Annotated in this window: 23 protein-coding genes and 2 tRNA genes; 18 read left to right on the top strand and 7 right to left on the bottom strand. The window is 72.0% G+C overall.

Going from position 1 to position 25,883, the window contains the following annotated elements:
• The first annotated feature begins 29 nt into the window (after positions 1-29).
• The 6 genes from ACYVHU_RS13955 (at position 30) to ACYVHU_RS13930 (ending at position 8,863) form a co-directional block, all read left to right on the top strand.
• A complete protein-coding gene (locus ACYVHU_RS13955; protein WP_078762258.1) occupies positions 30-869 on the top strand; it encodes a hypothetical protein in 840 nt (279 codons plus the stop codon).
• Positions 866-2,839, top strand: a complete 1,974-nt coding sequence (locus tag ACYVHU_RS13950; RefSeq protein ID WP_144390130.1) for a hypothetical protein — start codon at positions 866-868, stop codon at positions 2,837-2,839. The genes ACYVHU_RS13955 and ACYVHU_RS13950 overlap by 4 nt, the downstream gene beginning before the upstream one ends.
• A complete protein-coding gene (locus ACYVHU_RS13945) occupies positions 2,839-3,618 on the top strand; it encodes a hypothetical protein (RefSeq protein WP_498948710.1) in 780 nt (259 codons plus the stop codon). The genes ACYVHU_RS13950 and ACYVHU_RS13945 overlap by 1 nt, the downstream gene beginning before the upstream one ends.
• Positions 3,619-3,855: 237 nt before the next feature.
• Positions 3,856-4,782: an NADP-dependent oxidoreductase gene (locus ACYVHU_RS13940; RefSeq protein ID WP_498948709.1), complete on the top strand. Its 927-nt coding sequence runs from the start codon at positions 3,856-3,858 to the stop codon at positions 4,780-4,782.
• Positions 4,783-4,946: 164 nt separating this feature from the next.
• Complete coding sequence (locus ACYVHU_RS13935; protein ID WP_498948707.1) at positions 4,947-8,159, top strand: tetratricopeptide repeat protein; 3,213 nt, start codon at positions 4,947-4,949, stop codon at positions 8,157-8,159.
• Between the two features lie 53 nt (positions 8,160-8,212).
• On the top strand, positions 8,213-8,863 hold the full coding sequence (locus ACYVHU_RS13930; protein WP_078762253.1) for a SanA/YdcF family protein: 651 nt from the start codon (positions 8,213-8,215) through the stop codon (positions 8,861-8,863).
• A 25-nt stretch (positions 8,864-8,888) separates the two neighbouring features.
• On the opposite strand, the gene ACYVHU_RS13925 is transcribed toward ACYVHU_RS13930, so the two are convergent.
• A complete protein-coding gene (locus ACYVHU_RS13925) occupies positions 8,889-9,482 on the bottom strand; it encodes a SanA/YdcF family protein (RefSeq protein WP_078762358.1) in 594 nt (197 codons plus the stop codon).
• Positions 9,483-9,624: 142 nt separating this feature from the next.
• Here ACYVHU_RS13925 and ACYVHU_RS13920 point away from each other — a divergent pair, with 142 nt between their 5' ends.
• Positions 9,625-11,178: a DUF885 family protein gene (locus ACYVHU_RS13920; RefSeq protein WP_078762252.1), complete on the top strand. Its 1,554-nt coding sequence runs from the start codon at positions 9,625-9,627 to the stop codon at positions 11,176-11,178.
• A 62-nt stretch (positions 11,179-11,240) separates the two neighbouring features.
• On the opposite strand, the gene murQ is transcribed toward ACYVHU_RS13920, so the two are convergent.
• Positions 11,241-12,200 carry an N-acetylmuramic acid 6-phosphate etherase gene (murQ, locus tag ACYVHU_RS13915; RefSeq protein ID WP_078762251.1) on the bottom strand — a complete coding sequence of 320 codons (960 nt, stop codon included), beginning with the start codon at positions 12,198-12,200 and terminating at the stop codon, positions 11,241-11,243.
• Between the two features lie 26 nt (positions 12,201-12,226).
• On the bottom strand, positions 12,227-13,189 hold the full coding sequence (locus ACYVHU_RS13910; protein ID WP_078762250.1) for a MurR/RpiR family transcriptional regulator: 963 nt from the start codon (positions 13,187-13,189) through the stop codon (positions 12,227-12,229).
• A gap of 148 nt (positions 13,190-13,337) precedes the next feature.
• Between ACYVHU_RS13910 and ACYVHU_RS13905 the strand changes: the two genes are divergently transcribed.
• The 5 genes from ACYVHU_RS13905 (at position 13,338) to ACYVHU_RS13885 (ending at position 17,071) form a co-directional block, all read left to right on the top strand.
• The gene (locus tag ACYVHU_RS13905) at positions 13,338-14,993 is read left to right on the top strand and encodes an AfsR/SARP family transcriptional regulator (protein ID WP_498948704.1); all 1,656 of its coding nucleotides are present in this window, start codon (positions 13,338-13,340) and stop codon (positions 14,991-14,993) included.
• A gap of 316 nt (positions 14,994-15,309) precedes the next feature.
• Complete coding sequence (locus ACYVHU_RS13900; protein ID WP_498948703.1) at positions 15,310-16,245, top strand: N-acetylglucosamine kinase; 936 nt, start codon at positions 15,310-15,312, stop codon at positions 16,243-16,245.
• 172 nt (positions 16,246-16,417) lie between these two features.
• Positions 16,418-16,606 (top strand): hypothetical protein, encoded by a 189-nt coding sequence (locus tag ACYVHU_RS13895; protein WP_078762247.1) that lies wholly within the window; start codon positions 16,418-16,420, stop codon positions 16,604-16,606.
• Between the two features lie 153 nt (positions 16,607-16,759).
• Positions 16,760-16,832, top strand: a tRNA-Lys gene (locus ACYVHU_RS13890).
• 166 nt (positions 16,833-16,998) lie between these two features.
• Positions 16,999-17,071, top strand: a tRNA-Lys gene (locus ACYVHU_RS13885).
• Between the two features lie 574 nt (positions 17,072-17,645).
• Here ACYVHU_RS13885 and ACYVHU_RS13880 read toward each other — a convergent pair.
• Positions 17,646-18,497: a helix-turn-helix transcriptional regulator gene (locus ACYVHU_RS13880; protein WP_078762246.1), complete on the bottom strand. Its 852-nt coding sequence runs from the start codon at positions 18,495-18,497 to the stop codon at positions 17,646-17,648.
• A gap of 86 nt (positions 18,498-18,583) precedes the next feature.
• On the opposite strand from ACYVHU_RS13880, the gene ACYVHU_RS13875 reads away from it, so the two are divergent.
• The 3 genes from ACYVHU_RS13875 (at position 18,584) to ACYVHU_RS13865 (ending at position 21,151) form a co-directional block, all read left to right on the top strand.
• Positions 18,584-19,366: an SDR family NAD(P)-dependent oxidoreductase gene (locus ACYVHU_RS13875; RefSeq protein ID WP_078762245.1), complete on the top strand. Its 783-nt coding sequence runs from the start codon at positions 18,584-18,586 to the stop codon at positions 19,364-19,366.
• 692 nt (positions 19,367-20,058) lie between these two features.
• A complete protein-coding gene (locus ACYVHU_RS13870; RefSeq protein WP_159457272.1) occupies positions 20,059-20,235 on the top strand; it encodes a hypothetical protein in 177 nt (58 codons plus the stop codon).
• Positions 20,236-20,401: 166 nt separating this feature from the next.
• Positions 20,402-21,151, top strand: a complete 750-nt coding sequence (locus tag ACYVHU_RS13865) for a DsbA family protein (RefSeq protein WP_498948700.1) — start codon at positions 20,402-20,404, stop codon at positions 21,149-21,151.
• A gap of 41 nt (positions 21,152-21,192) precedes the next feature.
• Here ACYVHU_RS13865 and ACYVHU_RS13860 read toward each other — a convergent pair whose 3' ends face one another.
• Complete coding sequence (locus ACYVHU_RS13860) at positions 21,193-21,642, bottom strand: MFS transporter (RefSeq protein ID WP_498948699.1); 450 nt, start codon at positions 21,640-21,642, stop codon at positions 21,193-21,195.
• Between the two features lie 34 nt (positions 21,643-21,676).
• Between ACYVHU_RS13860 and ACYVHU_RS13855 the strand changes: the two genes are divergently transcribed.
• Entirely contained in the window at positions 21,677-21,847 is a 171-nt protein-coding gene (locus ACYVHU_RS13855; protein WP_235001000.1) for a type 2 periplasmic-binding domain-containing protein, read from the top strand.
• A gap of 405 nt (positions 21,848-22,252) precedes the next feature.
• Here the strand turns inward: ACYVHU_RS13855 and ACYVHU_RS13850 are convergent, their stop codons facing one another.
• Complete coding sequence (locus ACYVHU_RS13850; protein WP_078762242.1) at positions 22,253-23,095, bottom strand: glycosyltransferase family 2 protein; 843 nt, start codon at positions 23,093-23,095, stop codon at positions 22,253-22,255.
• Positions 23,096-23,576: 481 nt separating this feature from the next.
• Entirely contained in the window at positions 23,577-24,665 is a 1,089-nt protein-coding gene (locus ACYVHU_RS13845) for a serine/threonine-protein kinase (protein ID WP_498948696.1), read from the bottom strand.
• Positions 24,666-24,880: 215 nt separating this feature from the next.
• Between ACYVHU_RS13845 and ACYVHU_RS13840 the strand changes: the two genes are divergently transcribed.
• Positions 24,881-25,252, top strand: coding sequence for an ArsR/SmtB family transcription factor (locus tag ACYVHU_RS13840; protein ID WP_200813649.1), 372 nt, complete (start codon positions 24,881-24,883; stop codon positions 25,250-25,252).
• A complete protein-coding gene (locus tag ACYVHU_RS13835; RefSeq protein ID WP_078762239.1) occupies positions 25,249-25,878 on the top strand; it encodes an SRPBCC family protein in 630 nt (209 codons plus the stop codon). Before ACYVHU_RS13840 ends, ACYVHU_RS13835 begins: the two co-directional genes overlap by 4 nt.
• The last annotated feature ends 5 nt before the right edge of the window (positions 25,879-25,883 follow it).

The following is a 25,883-nucleotide window of genomic DNA, read 5'->3' as shown; positions in this document are numbered from 1 at the left end:
ATGCCACGGCAGTGAGCTCAGGAGGCCCCTTGTCCATTCGGCCACGCCCACAGCGCACCAGCATTGTGCTACCGCCCTACCGGGCCGTCCTCGCGGTCGACACGCAGAAGTACACCCGTCATTCCGGTTACCACCAGCAGATCCTCAGCAGGACGGTGCAGAGCGTCCTGGAGGACGCCTGCCGACGCGCGGAACTCGGCGAACTCTGGGAGAACCGCCGTTTTCCCCAGAGCACGGGGGACGGCTACGTCTTTGGTGCGGAACCCGAGAAGATGCCCTTCCTGGTCCATCCCTTCCTGCACCACCTCCAAGAGGCCCTGGAAGACGTCCAACCGGACCTCGCCGCCCATGACCGGGAGCTGCGGCTGAGGCTGCGGGTGAGCGTCCATGTCGGTCCGCTGCCGGACAGCCGCGGCGAGGACCCCTTCGACGGGATCGGACCGGCGATGAACGACACCCACCGTCTCCTCGACTCCGATCCGGTGCGAACCGAACTGGCCGGTTCGGATCCCGAGATCACCATGCTCGTCGCGATCGTGTCCCGGCGCGTCTATGAGGACGCGGTGCTGAGCCGCTTCGTCGGCCTCAACCCACGTCGGTTCCGGCCGGTGCGCGCGACCGTTCCGGAGAAGGAGTACGACGCCGAGGGGTACCTCTACGTCCCCAGCCCCTCGCTGCGCCCCGACCTGGCGGAGGCGGAACAGGGCGGTGTGCCTGGTGCTCGGGGCAACGGTCTTTCCTCCCCCGAACGGGAGAGCGGCGGTGCGCACACGGTCAACCAGCTCAACGGCGAGAACCACGGCCAGCTCATCCAGGGAGGCACCGTCCACGGCGGCGTCCACGGGACCTTCGGAAAGGCCGGCGCATGAACGCCATGCACGTTCCTGCCGGAGACGCTCTCCAAAGCCGGGCTCCTGGGAAGGTCCATAACGAGTTCACCGGAACAGCGGAGCTGGTTGTCCAAGCCGGCGCCATCAACGGCGACCTTAACCTCATGCTGCACGTCGCCGAGATGATCGAAACCGGCCTGCTGGGACCCGAGGCCCTGAGCCAGTTGCGTACGGTCTTCGTGCCACCACTCGACTACTTCGACTTCGTGGACGGAGTTCGGAAAAGCAGGGTGGGGGCGGTGGTCGCCGAGTCGGGAACCGGGCGCTGGACGACCGCGGTCATGACCTTGGCCGAGGTGGGGTTCCCGGTCAACCATGTCGCGTTCGACGAAGGTGATGAGGACTGGAGTCTCGCGCGGCTCCCCTGCGGCAAGCGGCAGGGATACCTACTCGACCTCTCCGAATACGGACCCCTCACCGATCAGCACCGCAGGACCCTGCGCGGGTACGCGCAGAAGATCCGTGACTGTGATTCTGTGGTGGTCTTCATCGCCAAACCGGAGCAGTGGCCACACGAGGAGATCCTCGATGCCCAGGTGTTCTCACTGAAGCCACCTCGTTCTTTCCAGGTCTTTGAACGGCACCTCCAGGCGCGTATCACCGATGTCGAAGTACAGCGTTGGAGGGAGCAGACAGATGTCTCGGCCGTACTGGACGCTGTGGGACCCGCTGACGCCGCTCGTCTCGCCCGCCTCGCAAGTGAGGTATGGGAGCAGAGTGGGGGCGATCCACAGAAGTGGATCGGTGACACGCTCGCGGCGTTCGGCGACTGGAAGAATGAGCTGAAGTCCTGGTTCGCTAAGAGAACCGATGAGCAGGGTGTTCACGACCGGGTGCTCATCACTGCCATCGCGCTGTTGGAGAACGAGGTTGCTGGCGAAGTGCTCATCGCAGCGGAGCAGCTGGCCGAAAGTCTCCAGGTCCCGCCGGCCGATCCGACCGGGATCTCCGGTCCCGGTCTGGAAGAGACACTCAAGCGCGTGGACGCCACAGCGGGGGATGACCTTCGGGTCCGCTTTCCGCGCGTCGCCTATGGCGAGGCCGTGTTGGAATACCTGTGGCGTAACCACCCAAGAGTCAGAACCTCCCTGCTGGAGTGGAGCGCCGACCTCGCCAAGGGAAGATCCCCTGTGCGGAGGCGAGACCTTGCGGCACGCTGGGTCAGGTTCGCGATCAGAAACCGTGATCCCGAGCCCTTGGTGAGGTTGTTCGAGGAGTGGTCTGGGACTCCACAGACTCAGGCGGAGGCTATCGGGATCGCGGCGTTGGCGGTCATGGATCGCCAGCTTGGCCGTGGGATGCGCAGCCGTCTCTACGCTCTTGCCCAGAACCCTGGGACGACGACCAGAGCCATCGCGGTCGCCGCGGTCTGCGCCGAGTATGGGCGGGCTTATCCAGGCAATGCTATGACCAGGCTGCAATGGCTGGCCGACATGGACGATGACGACGTCCGTGAAGCCGTGCTCAGCGCGGTGCGACGGCTCGCGGAAGATCCGACATCCCAGAGTGATGTCATGTCCCGGCTCGTTGCCTGGGTCGGCGACGAGCGTGGTCGCGGCCGGGTACGAACCGCGCGCAGGGCGATGAGCAGGGTGCTCGCCTCCCGGAACGAGTCGGGTGTCCCCCTCCTCCTCGACGACCATTCCGCTCTCGAACCGGTTCTGCTAGCTAAAGCGTGGCAATCGGTTCTCGACGTTGATCATCGAGAGCTGGCGGCACCGGCTGTGGCCGCCTGGTTGGAAGCGGTGGTGAGGGATCGAACCGACGCAAGAAAGGTGGCGGACATTCTGGCCACGGCTACCTACGGGGATCTGAGCCGCACGGTCGCCGCGATTGGGTTCATCGTGGAGTGGCAGCGTGGCATCGGCGCCGTGGATGCCAGGGTGACCGAGATCCAACAGCGCATTCTCTCGGGGGACCCCTTGAGAAAGCCGCAAGGTGAACACTGATGTTCAGCCACATCCCCACCTGGGACATGTTTGCGGTGGGTAGGCGGCGTGGACAGGAAACACCTCGTGCGCGGAGATCGTTCGAAGCGAGGCTGCCCAGTCGGTTCCAAGCGATGCCTTTTACTGCGGAGTTCAGGCTGTTTCTGCCAGGCCCGAGAGAAGGGGAGGGAGGGGAGGAATGGCTATTCTCCCTACAGGAGGAAATCCGAGAGACTGCGGCCAGGATCAGCGTGCAATACTCGCTGATCGACCACGGCAGCGCTGGGAACGCGCTCAACAGGTATTTCACCCGCTTTACCGGTGGACCTCCTGGGATGAGCGTGGATGTCATCCTATGTCCTCCCAATGAGGCGGACCTGGCCCGGACCCGTGAGCGGGAGCTCGTGGACTTCGACGCTGATATGGCGGCAGCTCGCCATGCGGAGATGGTGGGTGCTCTACGGAATCTGCGCGCAGACGTGTTCGCCGACCCTGTACTGGCGAGGCTGTGGTGGCTGCGGGAACATCCCGACCAGGTCGAACGTCTGCCGCAGGTAGGCGCCGCGCTCGACGATGTCGTTGGGCATGTCGATCCTTCCACGGGAGACGACCAGATCGCCCGGGTCGGTGGTCTCTTCCTGGGACTGATGCGGGAGCTGCCCGGCCAGGAACGGGAGTACCTCGTTCGTAGCCTGGCCGGATGGTTGGGACGGGCGTTCCACGCCTGTGGAAGGCCGGAGCTGGGGAACGAGCTGGCCGAGATCGCGGAGGGGGGAGCTCACTTCTCGTCTGGAACATGATCCGTCCCTCACCTTCAGAGGGGGAGCCGTGGGGACCTGGCGGCTCCCCCGGCGCCTCCCGGCCGCCGGAGACGGCCGCGTTGTGGGCAAAGGAACACGGGTCGCTCCTGTCCCGCGCGTCCCTGTCACGTTAGAAAGTGCTGTCGCGGTGGAAGCCGCACCTGGAGGCCGGACCGTGACAGGTGCCGCCTCTAGAGGAGCAGTGCCCATGACTTTCGCGTGGTGAGGAGAACGCCCATGAAGGCGGTCGTCTACGACAGATACGGCGGACCCGAGGTCCTGCGTGTGGCCGAGGTACCCGACCCCAAGGTCGGACCCGACTCGGTGCTGATCCGGATGAGGGCGACCTCGGTCAACCCGGTCGACTGGAAGGTGCGCGAGGGCTACCTGGACGGCCTTTTGGACGCGTTCTTCCCGGTGATCCCGGGATGGGACGTCGCCGGGGTCGTCGAGCAGCCCGGCCCGGCGGTTTCGGAGTTCGCCCCCGGCGACGAGGTGATCGGCTACGCGCGCGAGGACGTCGTGCGCCGCGGCACCTACGCGCAGAAGATCGCGGCCCCGGTGCGCGCGCTCGCCCGCAAGCCGCGCAACCTCAGCTGGGCCCAGGCGGCGAGCCTGCCGCTGGTCGGGTTGACCGCCTACCAGGCGTTGGTGCACCACCTCAAGGTGGGCGCCGACGACGTGCTGCTCGTCCACGCCGCCGCCGGCGGCGTGGGCTCCGTGGCGGTGCAGATCGCCCGTTCCCGCGGGGCCCGGGTCATCGGCACGGCCTCCGAACGCAACCACGACTTCCTGCGTTCCCTGGGCGCCGAGCCGGTCGCCTACGGTGACGGGCTGGTGGAGCGGGTCCGTGAACTCGTGCCCGACGGGGTGACGGCGGTGTTCGACACCATCGGCGGCGAAGCGTTGAAGGCGACGCCGGAGCTGACCGCACCGGGGGCGCGGGTCGCCTCGGTCGTGGAGACCTCGGTCACCGATCTCGGGGGCGACTACGTCTTCGTCCGCCCCGACAGCGCCGATCTCACCGCGCTGGTGGAGCTGGTCGAGGCGGGGAAGCTGACGGTCGAGGTGTCCGAGGTCTTCCCGTTGGAGGAGGCCGCCGAGGCGCAGCGCCGTAACGCGGAGGGCCACACCCGAGGCAAGATCGCCATCGAGATCGACTGAGCCTCACGGCCCCGCGCCACCGTCCCGAGAACCGGGAATTCCGGTGTGGTTCGCCGACCGAGGGTGGACACGGAGGCGGACACGGCCCAAACATAGGGGCCCAACAGATACGGGGATCCGGCCCGCCCAGCGGGAGCCGGTGCCGTGGACGGAGGGTTCCGGGCATGGACGAGGAGAAGGGGGAACGGCAGGTCGCCGTTCCCGCCCCCTCCACCGCGCGCAGGGCGGTCGGCGGGGTCGGCGCGGTCGTCTTCCTCGCCGTGGCGGTCACCCTGCAAATGGCCCCGGACCTGCTCGAAGGTCTCGACCGGGCCGTCGTGTGGGGGGTCGGGGTCCTCGGCGCGATCGCGACCACGGCGGCGACGCTGATCGTCGAACGGAGGCTGTCGGCGGGTCCCGGCGGGCGGGCCCTCCCGTCTTCGGCGGGCCGTCCCCCCGCCGAACTCCCGCCCTACAGCCGGCGTTTCACCGGCCGTGAGGAGATCATGGGCGAACTGCGCGCCCGCTTCCGGCGCTTCCCGCGCAGCGGTGTGCGCCGCCTGCTGGCCCGCCCCGCGGGACGCCAGGAGCGCGCGGCCCGCAGGGCACCCCTGGTGATCGTCGTGACCGGCGCCCCGGGGACCGGCAAGACGCAGCTCGTCACCCAGATCGCGCACGAGGTCGCCGACCGCTTCCCCGACGGCGACCGTTGGGTGGAGCTGTTCGGCGACCGGGCCCACGACGCCCAGGGGGAGCTGGAGCCCGAGGAGCCCCAGCCGTCGCAGTGGCCCGCCATGGCGTCGCCGCGCGCGGTCCTGGCCCGTGCCGGGTTGTTGCGTCGGGGAACCGCCTCGCCCGGTGACGGCGCGCCGGCCGCCCTCCGGCCGGCGCCGCGCCGCCCCGAGCGGGTCTTGGTGGCGCTCCTGGAGTCGTTCGGGCGTACGCCGCGCACCGACGCGCCGCTGCGCGAGCTGAAGACGGCCTGGCGGGCGCTCACCAACACCAGGCGCCTGCTGATCGTCTTGGACAACGCCAAGGACGCCGCCCAGGTCGAGCCGCTGCTGCCCAACGGCGGGCGTTGCGCGGTGCTCGTCACCAGCCGCCGTTCCTTCGCCGACGCGGCCTTCGAGTGCGAGCGCTACGAACTGGACGGGCTGGACGACGGGGACGGCGTGGCGTTGCTGAACAAGCTGGCGCCCATGCCGCCGGGGGCCGACGAGGAGGAACGGCGGGTACGCGCCCGGATCGTCGCCCGCTGCCACGGACTGCCCCTGGGCATCCGGCTGTGCGGTGGCGTCCTCTCACGGCCCGGCGTCTCCGCCCAGGAGTTGCTGGCCGACCTCGACGACGTGTCGCGCACCCCGCTCCTGCACGCCTCCGGGGGGTTCGCGGAGGTGATCGCGTTGAGCCTGCAGCAGTGCCGTCCGCGCGAGCGCCTGCTGCTGCGCCGGGTGGCCGACACCGGTCTGCACGAGTTCGCGGACTGGTCGGCCGCCGCGTTGCTGGAGACGACGAAGGAGGAGGCGCGCGGCCTCATCGACGAGCTGCACGCGCGCTCCCTCGTCGCCTTCCTCGGCCGCGACGAACTGGGTGTGCGCCGCTACCGCCTGCACGACCTGGTCCGTGACGCGCTCCGGGTGATCGAACCGCGAAGCGTCACCGTCTCGGCCGGGGAGCTCGCCTCCTGGTCGCGGCAGGCCACCGAGGAGGCCGTGGGACGGTTGCTGACCTGTTACACGTGGCTGGCCGAGCAGGCGGCGCGGGCGATCGGGCGCACCGACGACTTCTCCACGCCCCCCATCGCCGCGCCCCTGCCGCCCGTGGCGTTGCGGCTGTCCCCACCCGGCCGCCCGGGGGCCTGGCTCACCCACGAGATCCAGGCGTTGCGGACGTGTCTGCGTCTCGCCGAGGAGCGCCGGCGCTGGGAGGACGGGTGGCGGCTGGCCCGCGCGATCGCCGCGATGTGCCAGAACCGGCGCGTCTACTGGCGAGACTGGGAGGAGGCCACCCGGGCCCAGCTGCGCATGGCCTATGAGCTCGGTGACCGGCAGGCCAGCGGCATGGCGCTGCTGGACCGGGCGGAGTTCACCGTCAACCAGGGCGACTACGAGCGGGGAGCCGAGTACGCCCAGACCGCCCAGACCATCTTCGAACAGTTGGGCGAGCCCGATCCGAGGTGGCTGGCCCGTTCCTGGCGGGCGCTCGGCGTCAACCTGCACCGGCGCGGCGACCTCGACGACGGGCTGCGGGAGCTGTCCAACGCGGAGAAGGCGTTCGCGGCGGCGGGGGAGCGCTGGTGGCGGGCGCGCACCCTGTGCAACCTCGCCGACCTGCACAGCCACCAAAGGCGCCACCGTCGCGCCCAGGCGCTGTTGCGCATGGCCTGCACGCTGTTTCGCGCGGAGGAGGACTGGGAGCAGTACAACAAGGCGCGGCTGATGCTGGCCGAGGTGCTGGCCGCGCGGGGACGCCACCTCAACGCCTGGTACATGCTGACCGAGGCCCGCCGCCGCTTCGAGGCCGCGGGGGAGCAGTGGTACGTGGCGCGTTGCCTGCGCGCGATGGGCGAACTGGAGACGGGGGCCCTGCGCGCCCAGTACGACGCCTGCGACCTGGCCCTCAACCCCGCCCGCCGGGCCGAGTTCGACCGTAGGGTCCAGGCGCGGGTCGAGAAGGAGAACCTGCGGTTCGGCCCGCAGCCCCAGACCGAGCGCGAGGTGCTGTGGGAGCGTTTCAGCGACGAGCTGCGCCGCCCGGCGCGCCGCTGGCTCGGCGAGTACTGGGCCGTGCGGGAGTTCGAGTTCACCGGTAAGCGGTCCGGCCGCCCGCCGGGATGGCGCTTCTGGCGTGCCGAACGCTCCGTGGAGGAGGAGTGGTCGCAGCGCAACCGGCTGGCGATGCTGGAACGCGCCATCGAGATCCTCGAACGCATCGGCGACGTGTGGGGGGTGTGCCGCACCAAGATGTCGCTGGGCCGGGTTCTCATGTCCGACCGCGACCCGGCCCAGGCCATCCGGCTGATGAGCGAAGCCGCCGAGGGGTTCGCGGGGCTCGGGGACCGCTGGTGGCACGCCCGCGCCCACCGGGTCACCGCCCGCGCCCTTTATGACGCCGGTCACCACCAAGAGGCGTTGGAACCCGCGCGGCTGGCCTATGAGGCCTACCACCACCTGGCCAACCACACCGGCCAGATCCGCGCCCAGACCCTGCTCGGCACGATCCTGCTCGCCAACGGCGACCTGCTCCAGGCGGCCACGCACCTTCGGGGCGCGGTGGCCAAGGCGCGGGCCAACGGTGAGGACTGGCGCGAGATGGAGGCACACCGCCTGCTGCAACGGCTGTTCGGGGACGAACAGGACGAGGCCGCGTGGTCCTCGCCGGCCCCGGGGGCCCGTTAGGGTCGGAGTCCGAAGGCGACGGCCATGACGACGCGCCCTTGAGGAGGACGCCGGTGAGACGAGGATCGTGGGCGGCCCTGGCCGCCGGGACGGGGGCGGCCCTGGCGCTGGCCCCCACGGCGTGGACCTACCTGGCCAGCCGCCGCTACCGGTTCGCGCCGGAGACGGTGCCCCAACGGCCCGTCGCGCTCGTGCTCGGCGCCGCGGCGTGGAACGGGGAACCCTCCCCGCTGCTGGCCCGCCGACTGGACGTCGCGGCGGACCTGCTGCGCTCCGGGCGGACGCGCGCCATCCTCGTCTCCGGCGACAACCGCGCCGTCTCCGGCCACGAGACCGACGTCATGACCCGCTACCTCGTCGAACAGGGGGTGCCGCGGGAGGTGATCGTCGCCGACCCGGCCGGCTACCGCACGTGGGACAGTTGCGTGCGCGCCCGCGACACCTTCGGGGTGCGGGCCGCGGTGGTCGTCACGCAGGCGTTCCACCTGCCCCGGGCGGTCGCGCTGTGCCGGGCCGCCGGGGTGGACGCGGTGGGCGTGGGGGACCCGAGCCTGGGCAGCCGGTCGCGTTCCACGGTCTACGGCTACGCCCGTGAGGTCGGGGCCAACGCCAAGGCGCTGCGCGACGCGCTGCTGCGCGTGCCCCCGGCCCGCGTCCAGGAGCGTGACGGCGTGCTCGAGGACGTACTGCGGCGCGCGGCCTGAGCCGGGGCGCCGCCCAACAGCGGGATCAATCGCGTGGCGCCGCCAGCGCCTCGTCCACGCCCGTTTCGCGGGGCCCCAGGAAGGTCGGGTCGGGGCGCAGCCAGGCGTCCAGCGCCGCCTTGAGCGCGGCGGGGAACTCCCGCAGGTGACCGTAGGCGGTCGCGGTGGGGCGCGCCTCCCAGCTGGCGTCCGCGGCGCCGACGGTGTCGATCCCCGCGGCCCGGCACAGCGCGACCGCCCGGGGCAGGTGGAACGCCTGCGTGACGACCGTGGCGGCCTCGACCCCGAAGATCTCGCGGGCCCGCGCACACGACTCCCAGGTGGAGAAACCCGCGTGATCGCCGACCACCTTCGCCTCGGGCACCCCCGCCGCGACGAGGTAGGCGCGCATCGCGTCGGTCTCGTTGTAGGCGTCGTGGCTGTTGTCGCCGCTGACGAGCAGCGCGTGGACACGCTCGGAGTGGTACAGCCCGGCGGCGATGTCCAGCCGTCGGGCCAGCAGGGTCGTCGGGGTCCCGTCGGCGCGCAGTCCGGCGCCGAGCACGATCGCCACGGGACGTTCCGGCACCTCAGAAGGAACGAAACGGCTGTCGGAGGTGGAGGACCGCACCCACACCATGGGGGCCAGCGCCACCAGGGCGAGGAGGGCCGAAAGGCCCCACAGCGCCCAGCGGCGCGGGACGTTCGTCTTCGCGAGTCTCACACCCTACCGACGTGGACGCCCTCCCCAAGGTTCCCGCGGCCGTCTAGGGTCGTCTCCCATGGACGATCTCTCTCCACGGCTGCGCGCCGTCGCGGACCTGACCGTCGCGAAGATGCGCGAGGAGGCGGGCCGGCACGAGTACGACGGCCGTACGGCCGACCTCTCGCCCGAAGGGGTACGCGCGGGGCTGACCCGCCTGGGGCGGGGCGACACGCTCGACGACCCGCACGACGAGACCCACCTGCGCGCGGTCGAGGACGCGCTGCGCGTGGAGTTCGGGGAACTGGAACTGCACCGCTCCAACCCGATGCCCCACCTGGACGAGCTCGACCTCGCCTGCTACGACAAGCCCTACGCCTCCGAGGCCGAGCGCCGCGCGGCGCGGCTGAGCCACCTCGAACGCTGGCCGGAGACGGTGAGGGCGGCCGTCGAGTCGCTGGACCGGGTGAGCGCCCCCGTCGCCGCGTCGCTTCTGGGGGCCGCGCGCGGCCTCGCCGAGGCCATCCCGGCCGACGCCCCGGAGGGGGTGCGGGAACGCGCCCACACCGCGCACCGGGAGCTCGTCGCCCACCTGGAGCGCGCCGCCGAGACGGGTGACCCGAGCGCGGCGCTGGGCGGTTCGGCCCTGGCCCGCCTCATGGGCGTCAGCGAGGCCGTCGAGGTCGACCTGGGGCGGATGGCCGAGCGCGCCGACCGCGAACGGGACCGGCTGCGCGCACGCCTGGCCGAGTCCGCCGCCCGCATCGATCCGGGGCGCGATCCGCTGGAGCTGGCCCGAGAACTCGTCCGCGACCACCCTGATGCCGCCGGCGTGGTGGAGGCGGCACGGACGTGGACCACGCACGCCGTCGCGTTCACCCGGGAACGCGACCTGGTCCCCTGGCATGACGGCGACTGCCTCGTGGAGACCGCGCCGGCGTCGCGGCGCTGGGCCACGGCCATGATGACCTGGGCCGCGCCGGGCGAGCCGGACGGGCCCAGCTACTACCACATCACCCCGCCCGACCCCGGGTGGCCGCCGGCCGAGGCGGCCGAGTGGCTGGAGATGTTCAGTGCCACGACGCTGCCCGGGATCACCCTCCACGAGGTCGCGCCCGGCCACTTCTCGCACGGCCGCGCGCTGCGCCGGGCCGCCGGACCGGTCCGGCGGACCCTGTTCTCGGCCGCGTTCATCGAGGGGTGGGCGCACTACGCCGAGGAGCTGTGCGTGGAAGAGGGGTTCGGGGCCTACGCCGAGGAGGTCGCGGGCGACAGCGGGTTCTCCGCCGCCCACTTCGAGGTCGGGGTCTGGTTGGAGGCGTTGATCCGGGTCACCCGGCTGGCCGTGGCGCTCGGGGTGCACACGGGCGCGATGACCGTGGAGGAGGCCGCCCGCCGGTTCGCCGCCGACACCCCTCTGGCCGGTCCCGCGGCGCTCGCCGAGGCGCGGCGCGCCACCTTCGACCCGACCTATGGCCGCTACACCTGGGGCAAGCTGGAGATCCTCGACCTGCGTGAGCGCGCGCGACGGCGATGGGGCGCCGACTTCTCGCTCCGCCGCTTCCACACGGCGATGCTCGAACTGGGCTCGCCGCCGCTCGGCCTGTTGGACACGGCGCTGGAACGGGGCTGACCGGCGCGTCCGGGAGGGACGGGGGCGTCCCACCCTCCCGGACCTCGCCGGTTCGCGCCGGCTCAGGAGTTCTGAAGGTCCCGCAGCGCGGTGCGCACGGAGCCGCCGGCCGCCCTGAGCGCCCCGGCCGCGGTGGGGGCGTCGACGTCGGCGAGCAGGCAGACCAGCGCGGTGCGGGTGTCACCGTCGGTGCGGGCCAGGGCCTGGGAGCAGGTCTCCTCGTCCAGGCCGGTGGCCTGGGACAGGATGGTGACCATGCGCCCGCGCAGTTTCGCGTTGGTGGCGTTCACCCCCACCATGAGGTTGGAGTAGGTGTGCCCCAACCGCACCATGACCGCTGTGGAGAAGGCGTTGAGGATCAGTTTCTGCGCGGTCCCGGCCTTCATCCGGGTGGAACCGGCGATGACCTCGGCGCCGGTGTCCGCGCCCACGTGGACGTCGGCCTCGCCGGCCAGGGCGGCGTGGGGGTTGGCGGTGATCAGGACGGTGTGCGCGCCGGCCTCGCGCGCCCGGCGCAGCGCCCCCGCCACGTAGGGGGTGCGTCCGCTCGCGGTGAGCCCGACCGCGAGGTCGCCGGCCGAGAGCCGGGCGGCGTCCTCGCCGCCCAGTTCGGCGTCGTCCTCGCGTCCCTCGACGGCGCGCCCGAGGGCGTCCTCGCCGCCGGCGTGGTGGGCCACGACCCGATCACCGTCGATTCCGAACGTCGGCGGAAGCTCCGCGGCGTCCATCGTGGCCAGGCGGCCGGAGGTGCCGGCGCCGAAGTAGTGGATGCGCCCCCCGCCCTGGAGCGCCGCGACCCCGAGGTCCACGGCGCGGGCCAGTTCCGGCAGGACGGCGGCGACCGCGCCGGGGACGGTGGCGTCCTCGGCGTTGATCCGGCGCAGCACCTCGATGCTGGGCAGCAGATCGATGTCGAGGGTGGCGCTGTTGCGGCCCTCGGTGGGGACGCGGACGATCTCCACGGGTCCGGTCAGGGCCTCGGGGGCCTCCTCGGCGGCGGTCGCGGGTCGTTGGGTTTCCATGCCGTTCCTTCCTGCCGTGTCCCGTGTCATGAGTTCCGCTCCCGGCTCCGGCGCCGGTCGTCGCGGTCCACCCGCCGTTTGCGCACGGCGTGGTAGGTGGATTCCAGGGCGTCGCGGCTGTCGGTGTAGCGCGTCTGGGCCAGCCCCACGAAGACGCAGTCGATGACGGTGAGTTGGGCGAGGCGGCTGGCGGTGGCACCGGAGCGGAAGGTGGTCTCGCGTGCCGCGGTGGTCAGGATCAGGTCGGAGGTCCGGCTGATCGCCGAACGCGGGAAGTTGGTGATCGCCACGGTGGTCGCCCCGCGCTGCCGCGCCTGCTCGAGCGCGTCGATCGTGTCGATGGTGCCACCGCTGTGGGAGATCCCCACCGCCACGTCCCCCTGCCCGAGCAGCGCGGCGCTGGTCAGCATCACGTGGGCGTCGGACCAGGCATAGGAGACCAGTCCGATGCGGTGCAGTTTCTGTTGGAAGTCGGCCGCGACGAAGGCGCTCGCGCCGACCCCGTAGATGTCGATGCGGCGGGCGCGCGCCAGGGCCTTGATGACGTCGTGCAGCACGCCTATGTCGAGTTGGGCGGCGGTCTCCTCGACGGCGCGGGCGTCGGTGAAGGCGATCTTCTCGACCACCGTCACCAGGGTGTCGTCGGGGTTGATGTCGCCCGCGGGCTCGGGGGCGTCGCCGCGGGCGCCGCGGGCCTGGCCGGCCTCGGTGGCCAGGGTCAAGCGCAGCTCGCGGTAGCCGGTGAAGTCGATCGTGCGGCAGAAGCGGATGACGGTCGCCTCGGAGGTGTCGCAGTCCTTGGCGAGCTGGGTGATCGACGAGGCCGCGACGCTTTCGGGGTCGTCGATGATGCGTTGCGCCACCCGTTGTTCCGCGGGCGCCAGCGAGGGCAGGAGCGACCGGATGCGCAGGACGGTGCTCGGCAGGGGGCGATCGTCACGGGCCGGCGCGGATGGCGCGCCGTCCGTTTGCTTCGCCGTTTTCGACATGTCGGAAAGTTTCCTTCGGGTTGTCGGGGTGAGTCAACGCTCAGCTAAGGAGAATTCGATAATTCGGGGCGTTACACAAGTGGGCACGCACACCACCCGCGATTGCGCCGCACCGGGCGACCGGGCACCCTGATTGCACGCTCACAGCGTGCACACCGGGGGGAACGAGAAGAACGCCCAGCTCATGGGAGCCACATTGGCAGACGTCTCGTTCGAAGTACTCGGGCGGCTCGCCGTCCGGGTCGACGGCACACCGGTCCAGATCCAGGGAAGGAAACGGCGGATCCTGCTGGCGGCGCTGCTGCTGCGGGCCGACCACACGGTACCCGTCGCCGACCTGGTCCGGCGGATGTGGGGCGAGGTCCCGGTGGACGCCTACCGTCCCGCGCTCCAGGTCCACGTCGCCCGGCTGAGGTCGGTTCTCGACGACGCCGGCATGGCCCCGATCATCGCCGGCGGAAGCGACGGCTACCGTGCCGAACTCGCCGGCTACCGGCTCGACCTGGCGCGGATGCGCGCCCTGCTGGCCGCCGCGCGCGAGGCGAGACGGCAGGGCGACCTGCCGGGGGAGAGCGACGCCCTGGCCCAGGCGCTGGGGCTGTGGCGCGGCCCGGTCCTGGCCGAGATCGACTCGGCGGTCCTGCACGAGCACGACGTCACCCGGATCACCGACGAGCTGTTACGCGCCGCGGAGCGCCGGTTCGACGTCGAACTGCTGCTGGGACGCCACGACTCGGCGATCGCCCCCCTGCGCACGCTGGCCACGCTGCACCCCGACCGCGAGGCGGTGGCGCGTCTGTTGATGATCGCGCTGTACCGGAGCGGGCGCCAAAGCGACGCCCTCGACGTCTACGAGCGGACCCGCCGCCACCTCGCGGGCCGTCTCGGCGTCGACCCGGGGCCCGCGCTCCAACGGACCTTCCACGCCATCTTGCGCGGGGACCTGGAGGAACGGACCGTCGTGCCCCGCCCCCGCCCGGCCGATGCGGGCGACGGACGGGAAGGCCCCCCGCCCGCCCAGCTTCCGGCGGCACCTCCGGTCTTCGTCGGGCGACGCGAACAGCTCGCCGAGCTGGATCGCCTGGCCGACGAGGGGAGTGAGGCGAGCCGGGCGCTGGTCAGCGGACCGCCGGGGGCCGGTCGCACCGCGCTGGCCGTGCACTGGGCGCACCGCGTCGCACACCGCTTCCCCGACGGGCAGCTCTACGTCGACCTGCGCGGTCAGAACGGCACCCCGCTGGACCCCGCCGACGTGATGCGCCGCCTCGTGCGCCCGTTCGGTTTCCACGAGGGACTGCCCGCGGCGGTCGACGAGCGGGCCGCGCTGCTGCGGTCGGTGTTCGCGCGCCGGAGACTGCTCCTCGTGTTGGACAACGCCTCCTCCGCGGCGCAGGTCCGTCCGCTGTTACCAGGGTCGCCTTCGTGCGCGACGGTCGTCACCAGCGACTTCTGGCTCGCCGACCTCATCGCGCGCGAAGGCGTGCTCACCGTGGCGGTCGGGGAGCTGGCGGACGATGAGGCCCGAGCGCTCCTGGACCGCCTGGCCGGTGCGCAGCGGACAGCGGCCGAACCCGGGGCGACCGACCGGTTGCTCGACCTGACCGGCCGCCTGCCATTGCCCCTGCGAATGGCGGCGGCCTGGCTGGTCACCCATCCCTCGACGAGGATCGGCGCGCTGGCCGACGCGATCGCCGCCCACCGGGACGCCGACCCCGTCGCGCGGACGGTGGCCGCCCTCGACGGGGACCCCCGCTTCCTGCTGGACCACTCCAGCCGGGAGGGAGGGCGGATCCGGCGGAGCTGAACCCCCCGCCCCGCCGGACGCGCCCCTCCCGCGTGGACCGCCCTTTCACCAACGCGGGCGACGACCCACCATGGAACCCCCGCCATGGCGGGCCGCCAGGACCGATGTTCCCGGCCACGCACACCACAGTGACGGATCGAGCTTTCGGGGCGCTGCTGTTTCGCTTACGTTCCGCTTTGTTCGGATCTGCGAAGCGAAGGACGGGAGAAAGCGGACCCACGCGGTTACGGCGACCCGAAAACCATGGCCTCGCGGTGGTGGCACCGTGTCGTGGCGGGGCGGTGTGCGGGAACCGATCCTGACCTAGGGTTCCCTCATGAGCGCCGAAGTCGTCATCGGGGTCGATGCGGGGGGCACCTCCACCCGCTGTGCCGTCGCCACCCGGGAGGGGCGGATCCTGGCGCGGGGAAGCGCGGGCGGGGCCAACCAGTACTCCAGTCCGGATCCCGCCGCCGCGCTCGCCGCCGCGCTGCGCGACGCGCTGGCCGGAGCCGGGCGGGTCACGGTCACCGGGGCGGTGTTCGGCATCGCGGGCGCGTCAGGCCCGGGCCGGGTCAGGGCCATGGAGTCGGTGCTCCAGGCCTGGGGCGAGCTGGGGCTCCCGGGCACCCCTCACGTCAGCGACGACATCGCGGTCGCCTTCGCCGCGGGAAGCACCGTTTCCGCGGGGACGGTGCTCATCGCGGGAACCGGCGCGGTTGCCGCACGGGTCCGCGAGGGGACGGTGACGCGCCGCTGCGACGGACACGGCTGGCTGCTCGGGGACGAGGGGTCGGCGGTGTGGATCGGACTGGCCGGACTGCGCGCGGTGCTGGCGGCGGAGGACGGGAGGCAGGGGGCGACCGTGCTCGCGCAACGCCTGCCGGCGGCCTTGGGGGTCGCGCCGGGTGATCCCCAGGCGTTGGTCCGGGCGGTGCACGACCGTCCTGCGGCCCGGTTGGGGGAACTGGCCCCCGAGGTCACCCGGGCCGCGGAGGAGGGCGACCCGCAGGCCCTGCGGATCACGGTGGAGGCGGCCGGACGGTTGCTGGCCGCCCTTGAGGCGGTCGCCCCCCGGCCCGCGGAGCCGTTGGTGCTGGCGGGGTCGGTGCTGGGAGAGGGGCCGGTGGCCCGCGAGGTGCGGGCGGCCGTCGAGCGTCGCCTCGGCGTCACGCCGATCCGCGCCGGCGAGGGGGTGCTCGGGGCGTTGGGGCTCGCCCTGCGCCGTTGCGGCGTCGGCGAGGAGGCGCACGCGGCGCTGTTGGAGGCGTGAGGGTTCCCGCGGCGAATGTGATGTACCTCATTCTGTGAGGGGTGGGTGTCGTCGTGACACCGTGGTGACGTCTGTGCTTCTTCCCCCGCGGGGAGCCTCCGGTCGGACGCGGGTGGAAAAGAGGGCCGCCGAGGGCTTCGAGTGGTGCCGCCGAGTCGCTAATGTCGAGCCCATGTCACAGCACAATCAGGAACAGCCCAACGACCCCGCCGGCTCCACCACCATGTTCCGCCGCTTCGTCGCGGAGAACAACGAGCCGGAGGAGGCGCCGCGTCGCCCCATCACTCCCTACGTTCTCGCCGCCGTCGGCGCCATCGTCGCCATCGGCATCATCGTCGTGGTGGTCATGACGTGGTCGTGACCGCCCCGACCCGCGGTCGCGGCTGAGCGTCGGCTCCCGTTCGCGGGGGCTCTCAGCCGCGACCGGGTCGGACGGTTCGCGAGTACTCCGAGGTCCTGCTAGAGTTAACGACGTCGAAAGGGCCGACGGCCTGGACGGCGAGCCGCTAGGCGGGCGCCATTAGCTCAATTGGCAGAGCAGCTGACTCTTAATCAGCGGGTTTGGGGTTCGAGTCCCTGATGGCGCACAGACAACGCCCCACGATCATCCGGTCGCGGGGCGTTTCTTGTTTCCACTGGTCGCCGGGGCGGCGCTCCTGTGACCCAGGCTGCACCCGTTCGTGTCTCGGCGCCCTCCGACATCGGGTAGAGTTTTACCTGTCGCCGGGACGTCGGATCGGACCGGAACGACGGGCGCCATTAGCTCAATTGGCAGAGCAGCTGACTCTTAATCAGCGGGTTTGGGGTTCGAGTCCCTGATGGCGCACGCGAAAAGCGTAGATCAGACGCGATAAGGACGGTACAGGCGTTGTTGTTCGCCTGTTTCGTCCTTTTTCTTGTGCCTCGTGCCTGGCTCTGGTACGTCCGGGCGCATCAGCCTCCGACGGATCGGGTTCCCATGCCCCGCACCGGTGAGTGCCGGCGACGGTCATGTCCGTGTCGGCGGCCCGCGTGACGGCCCTGTCGAGGCCGTCCGAGGACCACGGGGTGCCGCGGAAGATCCGCCCTGGTGTGAGGTCGAGCAGGGGTCTGCCCCCGCGTCCGTGCACGGTCTCGTGGTGGCCGGCCGATCGCCCCAGGGCAACGGAGTTCGCCGGGGCGTCCGGTTCCCGACACGTGCCACATGGGAGGAACCCACGCCGAGAGGTTCCCCGCGTCCGTTCGGCGGACACGGGACCGGACACGCGGGTCTTCGGATCTGCGCCGTGATCTTGCTCGGGGCGTCGTCTGCCGCCCGGCCGCGCCTGTCGGCGAGGTCGGCCGGGGGAGGGCGGTGCCGGACCGGCGTGCCCTTCCGGCCTCCGTTTCGGCGATGGTGTTCGCGGTGGCCGAGCGCGGCGCTAGCGCAGGAAGTCACCGGCCTGGGCGCCGAGCACGTGCAGCAGAGCCAGCGCCTCGGCGTCAGGGGAGCCCGGTTGCGCGCTGTAGAGCACGAGGTGCTGGTCGCGGTCGGTGAGGGCGAGCGAGTCGCAGTCGACGGTGATCTCCCCGACCACCGGGTGGCGGAACGTCTTCGTGAGCGTTTGCGCGGCCTGTACGTCGTGCCGCTGCCAGAGCCGGGCGAAGTCGGGGCTGGCGTCGCGGAGTTCGTCGACGAGGCCGGTCACCATGGGGTCCGTGGGATAACGGGCGAGGGCGGACCGGAGCTCCATGACGACGTGATGCCGGAACTCCGTGGCGTCGGAGAGCCCGCCCAGCGCCGCGGCGGCGCGCTCCGGCCCGAGGAACGCCCGGCGCGCGAGATTGCGCTCCGGTGGGGCCGGCGAAGCGAAGTCCCCCATGAGCGCGGCCGCGAGGTCGTTCCAGGCCAGCACCTCGAACACGGCGGACATCACGAAAGCGGCCGTCTGCTCCAGCCGTTCGAGCAGCGTGAGGATGCTCGGTCGGACGTCGCGCCGGTGCAGCCGGGTACGGATCGGCGCGGTGCCCGCGAGGACGTGGAGGTGGTCGGACTCGGCACCGGTGAGCCGCAACGCGCCGGCGATCCCGGCGAGGACCTCGCCCGAGGGGCGTGGCGCCCTGCCCTGCTCGAGCCGGACGTAGTACTCGGTGGAGATGTGCGCGAGGACCGCGACCTCCTCGCGGCGCAGCCCCGGTGTCCGACGGCGCGGTCCCGAGGGGAGGCCCACGTCCTCGGGCCGGAGCCGCTCGCGGCGGCTGCGGAGGAACGCCCCGAGCTCTTGTCTGTTCATACCCCGAGTCTGCACGCTGTCCGGCGGCGGATCCTGGTACTGCCTGTGCCTGCATCCGGTCGGGGGACCGGCCGGATGCTGTCGTCATGACGAACACCACCGACATCGCACCCATCGGCCTGCTCACCGGCAAGGTCGTGTTCATCACCGGCGCCAGCCGCGGCATCGGGGCCGCCGCGGCCCGGCTCTTCGCCTCCGAGGGCGCGGCCGTCGTGCTGGCCGCCCGCAGCACTGACGCCCTCGACCGCATCGTCGCCGAGATCCGTGCCGACGGAGGTGTCGCCGACGCCGTCACCATGGACCTCGCCGACCGCGGGAGTATCCGCGCCGCCGTCGGCCGCGTCGAAGAGCTGCACGGACGGCTCGACGGCGCCTTCAACAACGGCGCGGCGGTCCAGCGGCCCGGCCCGCTCGATTCCACGACCGACGAGGACATCGACGAGCAGTTCGCCGTGAACTTCCGCTCGCACTGGACCGCCATGACCGCCGAGGCCGCACTCATGCAGCGCAACGGCGGCGGGGCGATCGTCAACACCTCGAGCATCGGCAGCCGTCGCGCGAACCCCGCCCTGCCCGCCTATGGCGCGATGAAGCGCGCGCTCAACAGCATCACCGAGACCGCGGCCGTGACCTGGGGCGGTCGGGGCATCCGCGTCAACGGCATCACCCCCGGCGGCACCGCCACGGAGATGATGGAGGCGTGGGAGGCGGTCTCCCCGGGCATCATCGAGCGCAACAGGGCGGCGACCCCACTCGGCCGCATGGCCGAGCCCCGCGAGGTGGCCGAGGTGGCCGCGTGGCTGCTCAGCGACCGCGCCTCGATGGTCACCGGCGCGATCGTGCCGGTCGACGGCGGCGCCGGCGCCTGAACGGGGAACCCGGCAGGCCGTGGCGGTGCGCCGCGTCTCAACAAGGGCGCACCGCCCGGTCCCGGCGACATTCCCCGCACCCGGTGTCGCCCGATCCCTGACGCCTTTGGCGGTGGCGACCGTCCCGGTGCAGGATGAGGGGCGGCCTTCTCCGGGGCACTGATGATGAGCGCTGCCGGTGCCCCGCCGTGGAGACGGTGCGCGCTTCACCGGCCCATGACCAGGTGGACCTTCCGGTGTCGACGTCTCCGGCCGCGCGCCCGGCGTCCTCTGGCAGAGCTCCGCGGGGGCCTCCGGTTCCCGGCGCGTGCCAGGAAGGAGCGGTCCCTTCGCGGCCGTCCAGCGGACAGGGGACCGGCCGTCGGGAACCGGTGCGGGGCCGTCGTGGTGGTAGGCCTCCTGGGACGGAGCGGCGGCGGGGGCTCTTGACCGGCGGTTCCGGGTTCGAGCCCCTGGTGGTGCGCGGGCGAGACCCGTGTTCACGGGTCTTTCCCGTTTCCGTGGGCTCCGGGACCCGCGCAGTGGGGACGCGACACTTTTATCACGCTTTGTCATTGATCTACTGCGTCTCGTTATATTGAGAGGCGGGGTGGCCCGTCACGTCCGCGCGGCGGTCGCCACCGCGCGGGAGCACGGTCGGGGGAGACGGGGCCGTCGCCGCGCACCGCGAGAGCCCACGGGGGGACCAGAAGATGACCAGGTACCGCATCGAGTACAGCGACGGTGAGAACTCGACCATCCAGACGCTGGACGCCGACCAGATCGTGCGCGAGGACGGTCTGCTCACCTTCTTCAAGGGGGACGAGGCCGTCATGCGGCTTCAGGAGAGCCACGTGCACAACCTCGACGAGCTGCCGATCGAGGGCTGATCCGGACCGGGCACCGTCGAGGTGCCGCAGGAAGACGTGTCGCGGCCGGTCCCGAGCGGGTCGGCCGTCTCGTTCGACCCCGGAGGTGTTCGAAGATGACCGCAGCAGCGCCGTGCGTCCTCCCAGAGGCCCCACGCCCTCGCCGACGCGGCCGGGAGGTCCCGTCATGACCGACTCGGATCCGCAGTGGCCGGTCGGTCCGGGACACCCCCCTCCCGCGACGCCGACCGCAGGCGCCGACACGGGACTCGGGGGGCCACGCCCCCCGCAGATCCTCCAGGAGGACGGCAGCGTCGTGCTGGCCCGGGCCGGCGAGTGGGCGCCGATCGTGGAGGTCTACCTCGACTTCCAGTGCCCGGTCTGCCGCCGTTTCGAGGAGGTCAACGCCCGGACCCTGAAGGAGGTCGCCGAGGACGGCGTGGCCATCGTCCACTACCGTCCGGTGTCGGTCTTCGCGGGAGCCCCCGGGCCGGCCGGCGTCAACTCGCTGAGAGCCGCCGCCGCGGCACGCGCCGCGGCCGACCACGGCAGGTTCGTGGAGTACAAGGATCTGCTGTTCGCCAACCAGCCGCCCGAGGACGCCGAGGGGTTCGTCCCGTTGGACCTGCGGGCGTGGGGGGAGCAGGTCGGGATCTCCGACGCGGCCTTCGCCGAACGGGTCGACGCCGAGAACACCGTCGCCCAGCGTTGGGCGAACGCCCGGCGCGTCTCCGTGAGCGGACCTGAAACCGACGAGAGCTTCCTGACGGGCACCTATGTCGGTGAGGTGCTCGACGCCACGGCCGCCGTCGCGGAACGTTACTCGGGGGAGAACGCCTTCCAGGGGACGCCGGCGGTCTACGTCGACGGGCGCCTCCAGGGCGAGGAGATCTTCACCGCCCAGGGACTGTCCCAGGCCATCGCGGCGGCGGGGTGAGCCGTCCCCGCCCCTGCCGGGGGCGGGGACACCGCGACCGGTCAGCGCACCGTCGTGCGCGTCAGCGACAGCGATCTCGTCTCCTTGAACAGCAGCGCCGCCACCAGGACGCCGATGACCGCGGCGCCGACCAGGCAGTAGGCCGGGGCGACAGCGCTGCCCGAGGCGATCACCGGCCAGGTCGCCACGGAGGGCGCGGTCCCGCCGAACAGGACGTAGGCCGTGGTGTAGCCCAGGGCCGAACCGCCGGCCCGCAGCTGCGCGGGGAACATCTCCACCATCGCCGGGACGTGGGACGTCCCGATCACCGCGACCAGCATGGCCAACGTTGACGTGCGGACCAGCGCGCCGGCCAGACCGGTGCCCATCAGGTGGAAGGCCGCAGCGGTCAGCACGACGAACCCGCCACAGGCCGCCAGCGGCATCGGCCGGCGCCCGAACCGGTCGCCGGCCCTCGCCGCGAACGGGCACAGCGCCGGGGAGGCGAGCATCGCCACCACGCTGGTCAGCCATGTAGGAGATCGTGTGACTGCTCATGGCGAACAGACGGCGGCCCTACGCGAGGCGACGCCGGATGTCGGGGTCGTGCGGCACTCCTCCGGCACCTCCGGCCTGGAGTCGGGGCCGGTGGTGCGGCGCTCGCTGGGGGTGCTGCTCCCGGTCGGCCACCCCCGCGCGGGGGAGAGGTGCGGATGAGGGACCTCAACGGAGCGCCCCTGGTGATCTTCCCCCGAGCCATGGCGCCGATGCTCTACGACCGGATCCTGTCCGACTGCCGTTCCGAGGGGTCTCGGCCCGGAGCCGTCCGGCACGCGCGCAACCCGCTCTTCGTCAACGGCCTGGTTCTGGCGGACAGGGGATCCACTTCAACGAACGTCCGCTGGGCGGTCTGCCGGAGGGACCGGTCTGGCTTCCCTTGGAGGGAGCGCCCCTGGCCTGGTGCACCTCGGTGGTGTGGGCGCCCCGGCGCCGCCCCGCGTCGGTCGACGCCTTCGCCGAGGCGGCCCTGGCCGGCCTGGCCGCCGCCGGGCACACCGGCGAGGAGGAGACGCGGCCCCATGGTGGGACCGGGGAGCGGCGCCGCGCCGATGGGCCGACGGGTCAGGGCAGGGGGCGGGCCGCGCCGGAGGCGCGGGAGAAGAACCGCGTCACCGGCGTTCCACCGGTGTCCGGAGAGTAGGGGCGCACCAGCAGGACGTTGGTCGGATACATCAGCGCCTGGCCCACCGCCGCCACGGCCACGGCGCCCGCCGCGGCGCGGCGCTGCCCGTGCAGCCGGTAGGTGCGCGGCCACATGCGCAGGTAGCGGCGCAGGTCGCCGGCGGGGCCGCTGAGCCGGCGGATCGAGGTGGCGGCGCGCAGACGCTCGGCGTAGTGGACGCGCAGGCCCAGCCGGTGCAGGTGGATGGCGAGGTCGAGGTCCTCGAAGATGTCGGGGCCGGGGCAGGTGTGGCCGCGCAGCTTCTCCCACCCGACCCGGCTCAACGCCATGTTCGACCCCCACAGCATCGGGTGTCCCGACAGGACCCGGTTGACCCGATGGCACAGTAACCGCTGGGCGGCCAGGCCGGTGCGCCGCAGGGGAGCGTCGTGGAACCAGGAGGGACCGGTGGCGGCGGCCACGGTCGGGTCGGCGAACACCTCGCGCAGCCGGGCCGCCCAGTCGGCCTCGACCACGGTGTCGGCGTCGATGCGGCCGAGGACGTCACCGTCGGCGCTGTCGAAACCGTGGTCGCGCGCGGGGATCAGACCCTGGCGGGGTTCGGAGAGGAGCCGGACCCCGCGATGCCGGTATCCCCGGACGATGTCGGCGGTGCGGTCGGTGGAGTTGTTGTCGACGACGAGGATCTCGTCGATCGGCTCGGTCTGGGCGAGCAGCGCGTCCAGGCACCGCCCGATCACGGCCTCTTCGTTGTAGGCCGGGACGATCACCGAAATCCTCACGCTCTGTCCTCACTGTCGGGTCCGGCCGTGATGCGCACCCCGCCCCGCGGGACGGGTGAGTGGGGACCCCGTTCGCGTGTCGCCGTGGTGCCGGGCTCACGGACGGTGGCCGCTGCGCGTCCGCCTTCCGGCATGAGCGAGGGGAGGTGGACAATTCTCGCCGGAATTGTAGCCAAAGGGCTCTCTTCCGAGGAGAGGGCCGTGTCTATTTCCAGGGCCGGTGCGCTCGGTGCGGGCATTCTCTTCCGGGATTCCTGATGAGGAAAGCAAAGAAATGTGGAAATCTGGTCTTTTCCGGATTGTGCCCTGGGTGATGGCGCGGGACGCGAAATCACGGTGTCGCCGGGGTGAAGCCTCGGTGCCGGAGTGGCACGTCGGTGGAGGGGCCGCGACAAGGCGCCCGCGGCGACCCCTCCACGCACTCCGACGTCTCGTGGTGGAACGTGGTTCCCCGCTTCATCGGGGCAGACGAGGGGGCGGGTCACACCCGCCGCTCGACCCCGCGCCTGCCGAACACGTCGGACAGTCCCCGCCGCGGAGGTCCGGCCGGCCGTGCCGCGACCCCGGTCCACTCCCGGGCGAGCAGGGCGCGGACCCTGCGACGCTCGCCTTCCGCATCGGGGTCCGTCGGCGAAGGGGCGCGGCGTTCGGCCAGTGCCAGCGTCCGATGGAGCAGGGTGGCCGAGTCCGGCCGCGCGGCCGGGTCCTTCGCCATCGCCGTGACGACCAGCTCCTCCAGCCCCGCCGGCAGGCCCGCCAGATCGGGCTCCTCCGTCAGGACGCGGCGAGCCAGCTCCCGGGGATGGCCGTGGCCGAACGGGTCGTGCCGGGCCGCGGCGAAGGCCACGAGGGCGCCCCACAGGAACACGTCGGAACGGGCGGTGACCGCCTCGCCCCGGTACTGCTCGGGACTGATCCAGCCGGGCGTGCCGACCGCGTCACGGCCGGTCCGCGGGCCCGGTCCCGGCGGGTCGAGCAGGCCGGGCGGGTCGGGTATGCGCAGTTCCCGGGTCCTGCGGCGTAGCCGGCGCAATCGCAGCCAGCGGGTCGCGTCCTCCACTGGGGCGTGGGCGATGCCGAAGTCCAGCACCTTGGGGCCGCCCGGGGCGAGGATGACGTTGCCGGGTTTGAGGTCGCGGTGCACCACCCCGGCGTCGTGGATCGAGCGCAGGGCGTCGGCGACCCCGACGGCCAGCCCCAGCAGCATGCCCCCGCGTAGCGCGCCCCGGCGCTCGACGTGGTGGCGCAGGGTCGGACCGGGCGCGTACTCCGTCGCCAGCCAGGGGCGTGGGGCCTCCACGTCGGCCTGGACGAAGCGCGCGACACAGGGACTGTCCACGCGGGCCAGGGCGCGGGCCTCGCGCGCGAAGCGGGCGCGGAAGTCGGGGGACGCGGCATGGACGTCGTGGACCACCTTGACGGCGAGGTATCCGCTCAGTCCCTCGGTCCGGCCGGCGTAGACGGTCCCCATTCCACCGATGCCGATGCGACCGATCAGCTCATAGGGGCCGACCGAGCGGGGGTCCTCCGGCAGGAGCCGCCCCAGCCGTCGGGGGCCGCGCGCGATCACGCGCCACCCGCCCGAGGGGCCGGACGGCGCGTGGTCTCCTGGTGGCGGGAGAGGGGAGGTGGCGCGTGCACGGTCACGTGGCGGTCCCGAGACGGTCGGTGCTGGGGCGGTTCGAGCCTAACGCGCCCGGCCCGCCGGGTTTCCGGGGAGGAGACCACCCGTGGAACAGATAATAAGTTTTGACTTATATAAGCAGAGAGTGAAATAGTGTGGGTGTGCATGCGTTCGACGTCCTGGGGGATCCGGTGCGCCGTCGGATCCTGGAACTGCTGGCCGAAGGGGAGCGCTCCTCCGGAGCCGTGACCGAGGCCATCAGCGCCGAGTTCGGGATCTCCCAACCCGCGGTGTCGCAGCACCTGCGCGTGCTACGGGAGAACGGGTTCGCCTCGGTGCGCGTCGCGGGGACCCGGCGGCTGTACGCCGTCGAGGCCGCGCCGCTGCGCGAGGTGGACGTGTGGCTGGACCGGTTCCGCGGCTTCTGGGAGCAACGTCTGGACGCGCTCGGCACCGAACTCGCCCGAGGAAGACGGAGACGGCGACTCGACGGTGATGCCGTCGAGCGACCGAAACACGAGGAGAACCAATGAGCGACATCGTGGACCGGATCAACGAGGTGCACCGCGAGGTCGGTGAGCGTGCCCTCCCCGAGGGACAGGCCAAGACCGTGATGCTGCGCCGGGTCTACGACGCGGAGGTCGAGGACGTGTGGGACGCCTGCACCGACCCCGAACGGATCGGGCGCTGGTTCGCGCCGGTCACCGGTGACTTCCGTCTCGGCGGGCGCTACCAGGTCGAGGGCAACGCGGGCGGCGAGATCCTGCGTTGCGAACCCCCGCGCCTGCTGAGGGTGAGCTGGCTGTTCGGGGAGAACCCCGGGTTCAGCGAGGTCGAGGTCCGTCTGACCCCGCAGGAGGACGAGCGGACCCTCTTCGAACTGGAGCACATCGGCGTGATCCCGCCGGAGATGTGGGACCGCTACGGCCCCGGCGCCACGGGCGTCGGCTGGGACCTGGGCCTGCTGGGGCTCTTCCTGCACCTGCGCGGGGAGACGATCGAGGACCCCGGCGAGTGGGAGCAGAGCGAGGAGGCGCGCGAGTACACGCGCCGCCTCAGTGACGCCTGGGGCGAGGCCTACGCGGCGGCCGGAACGCCGGCCGACGTGGTCGCCTCGGCGGTCCGCGCCACCACGGAGTTCTACGTGCCCGAGAGGTGATCCGG

It is taken from the genome of Marinactinospora endophytica (assembly GCF_054780875.1).
Note: the sequence above shows the minus strand (reverse complement) of the source record. Positions and strands in the feature narration are given on the sequence as shown.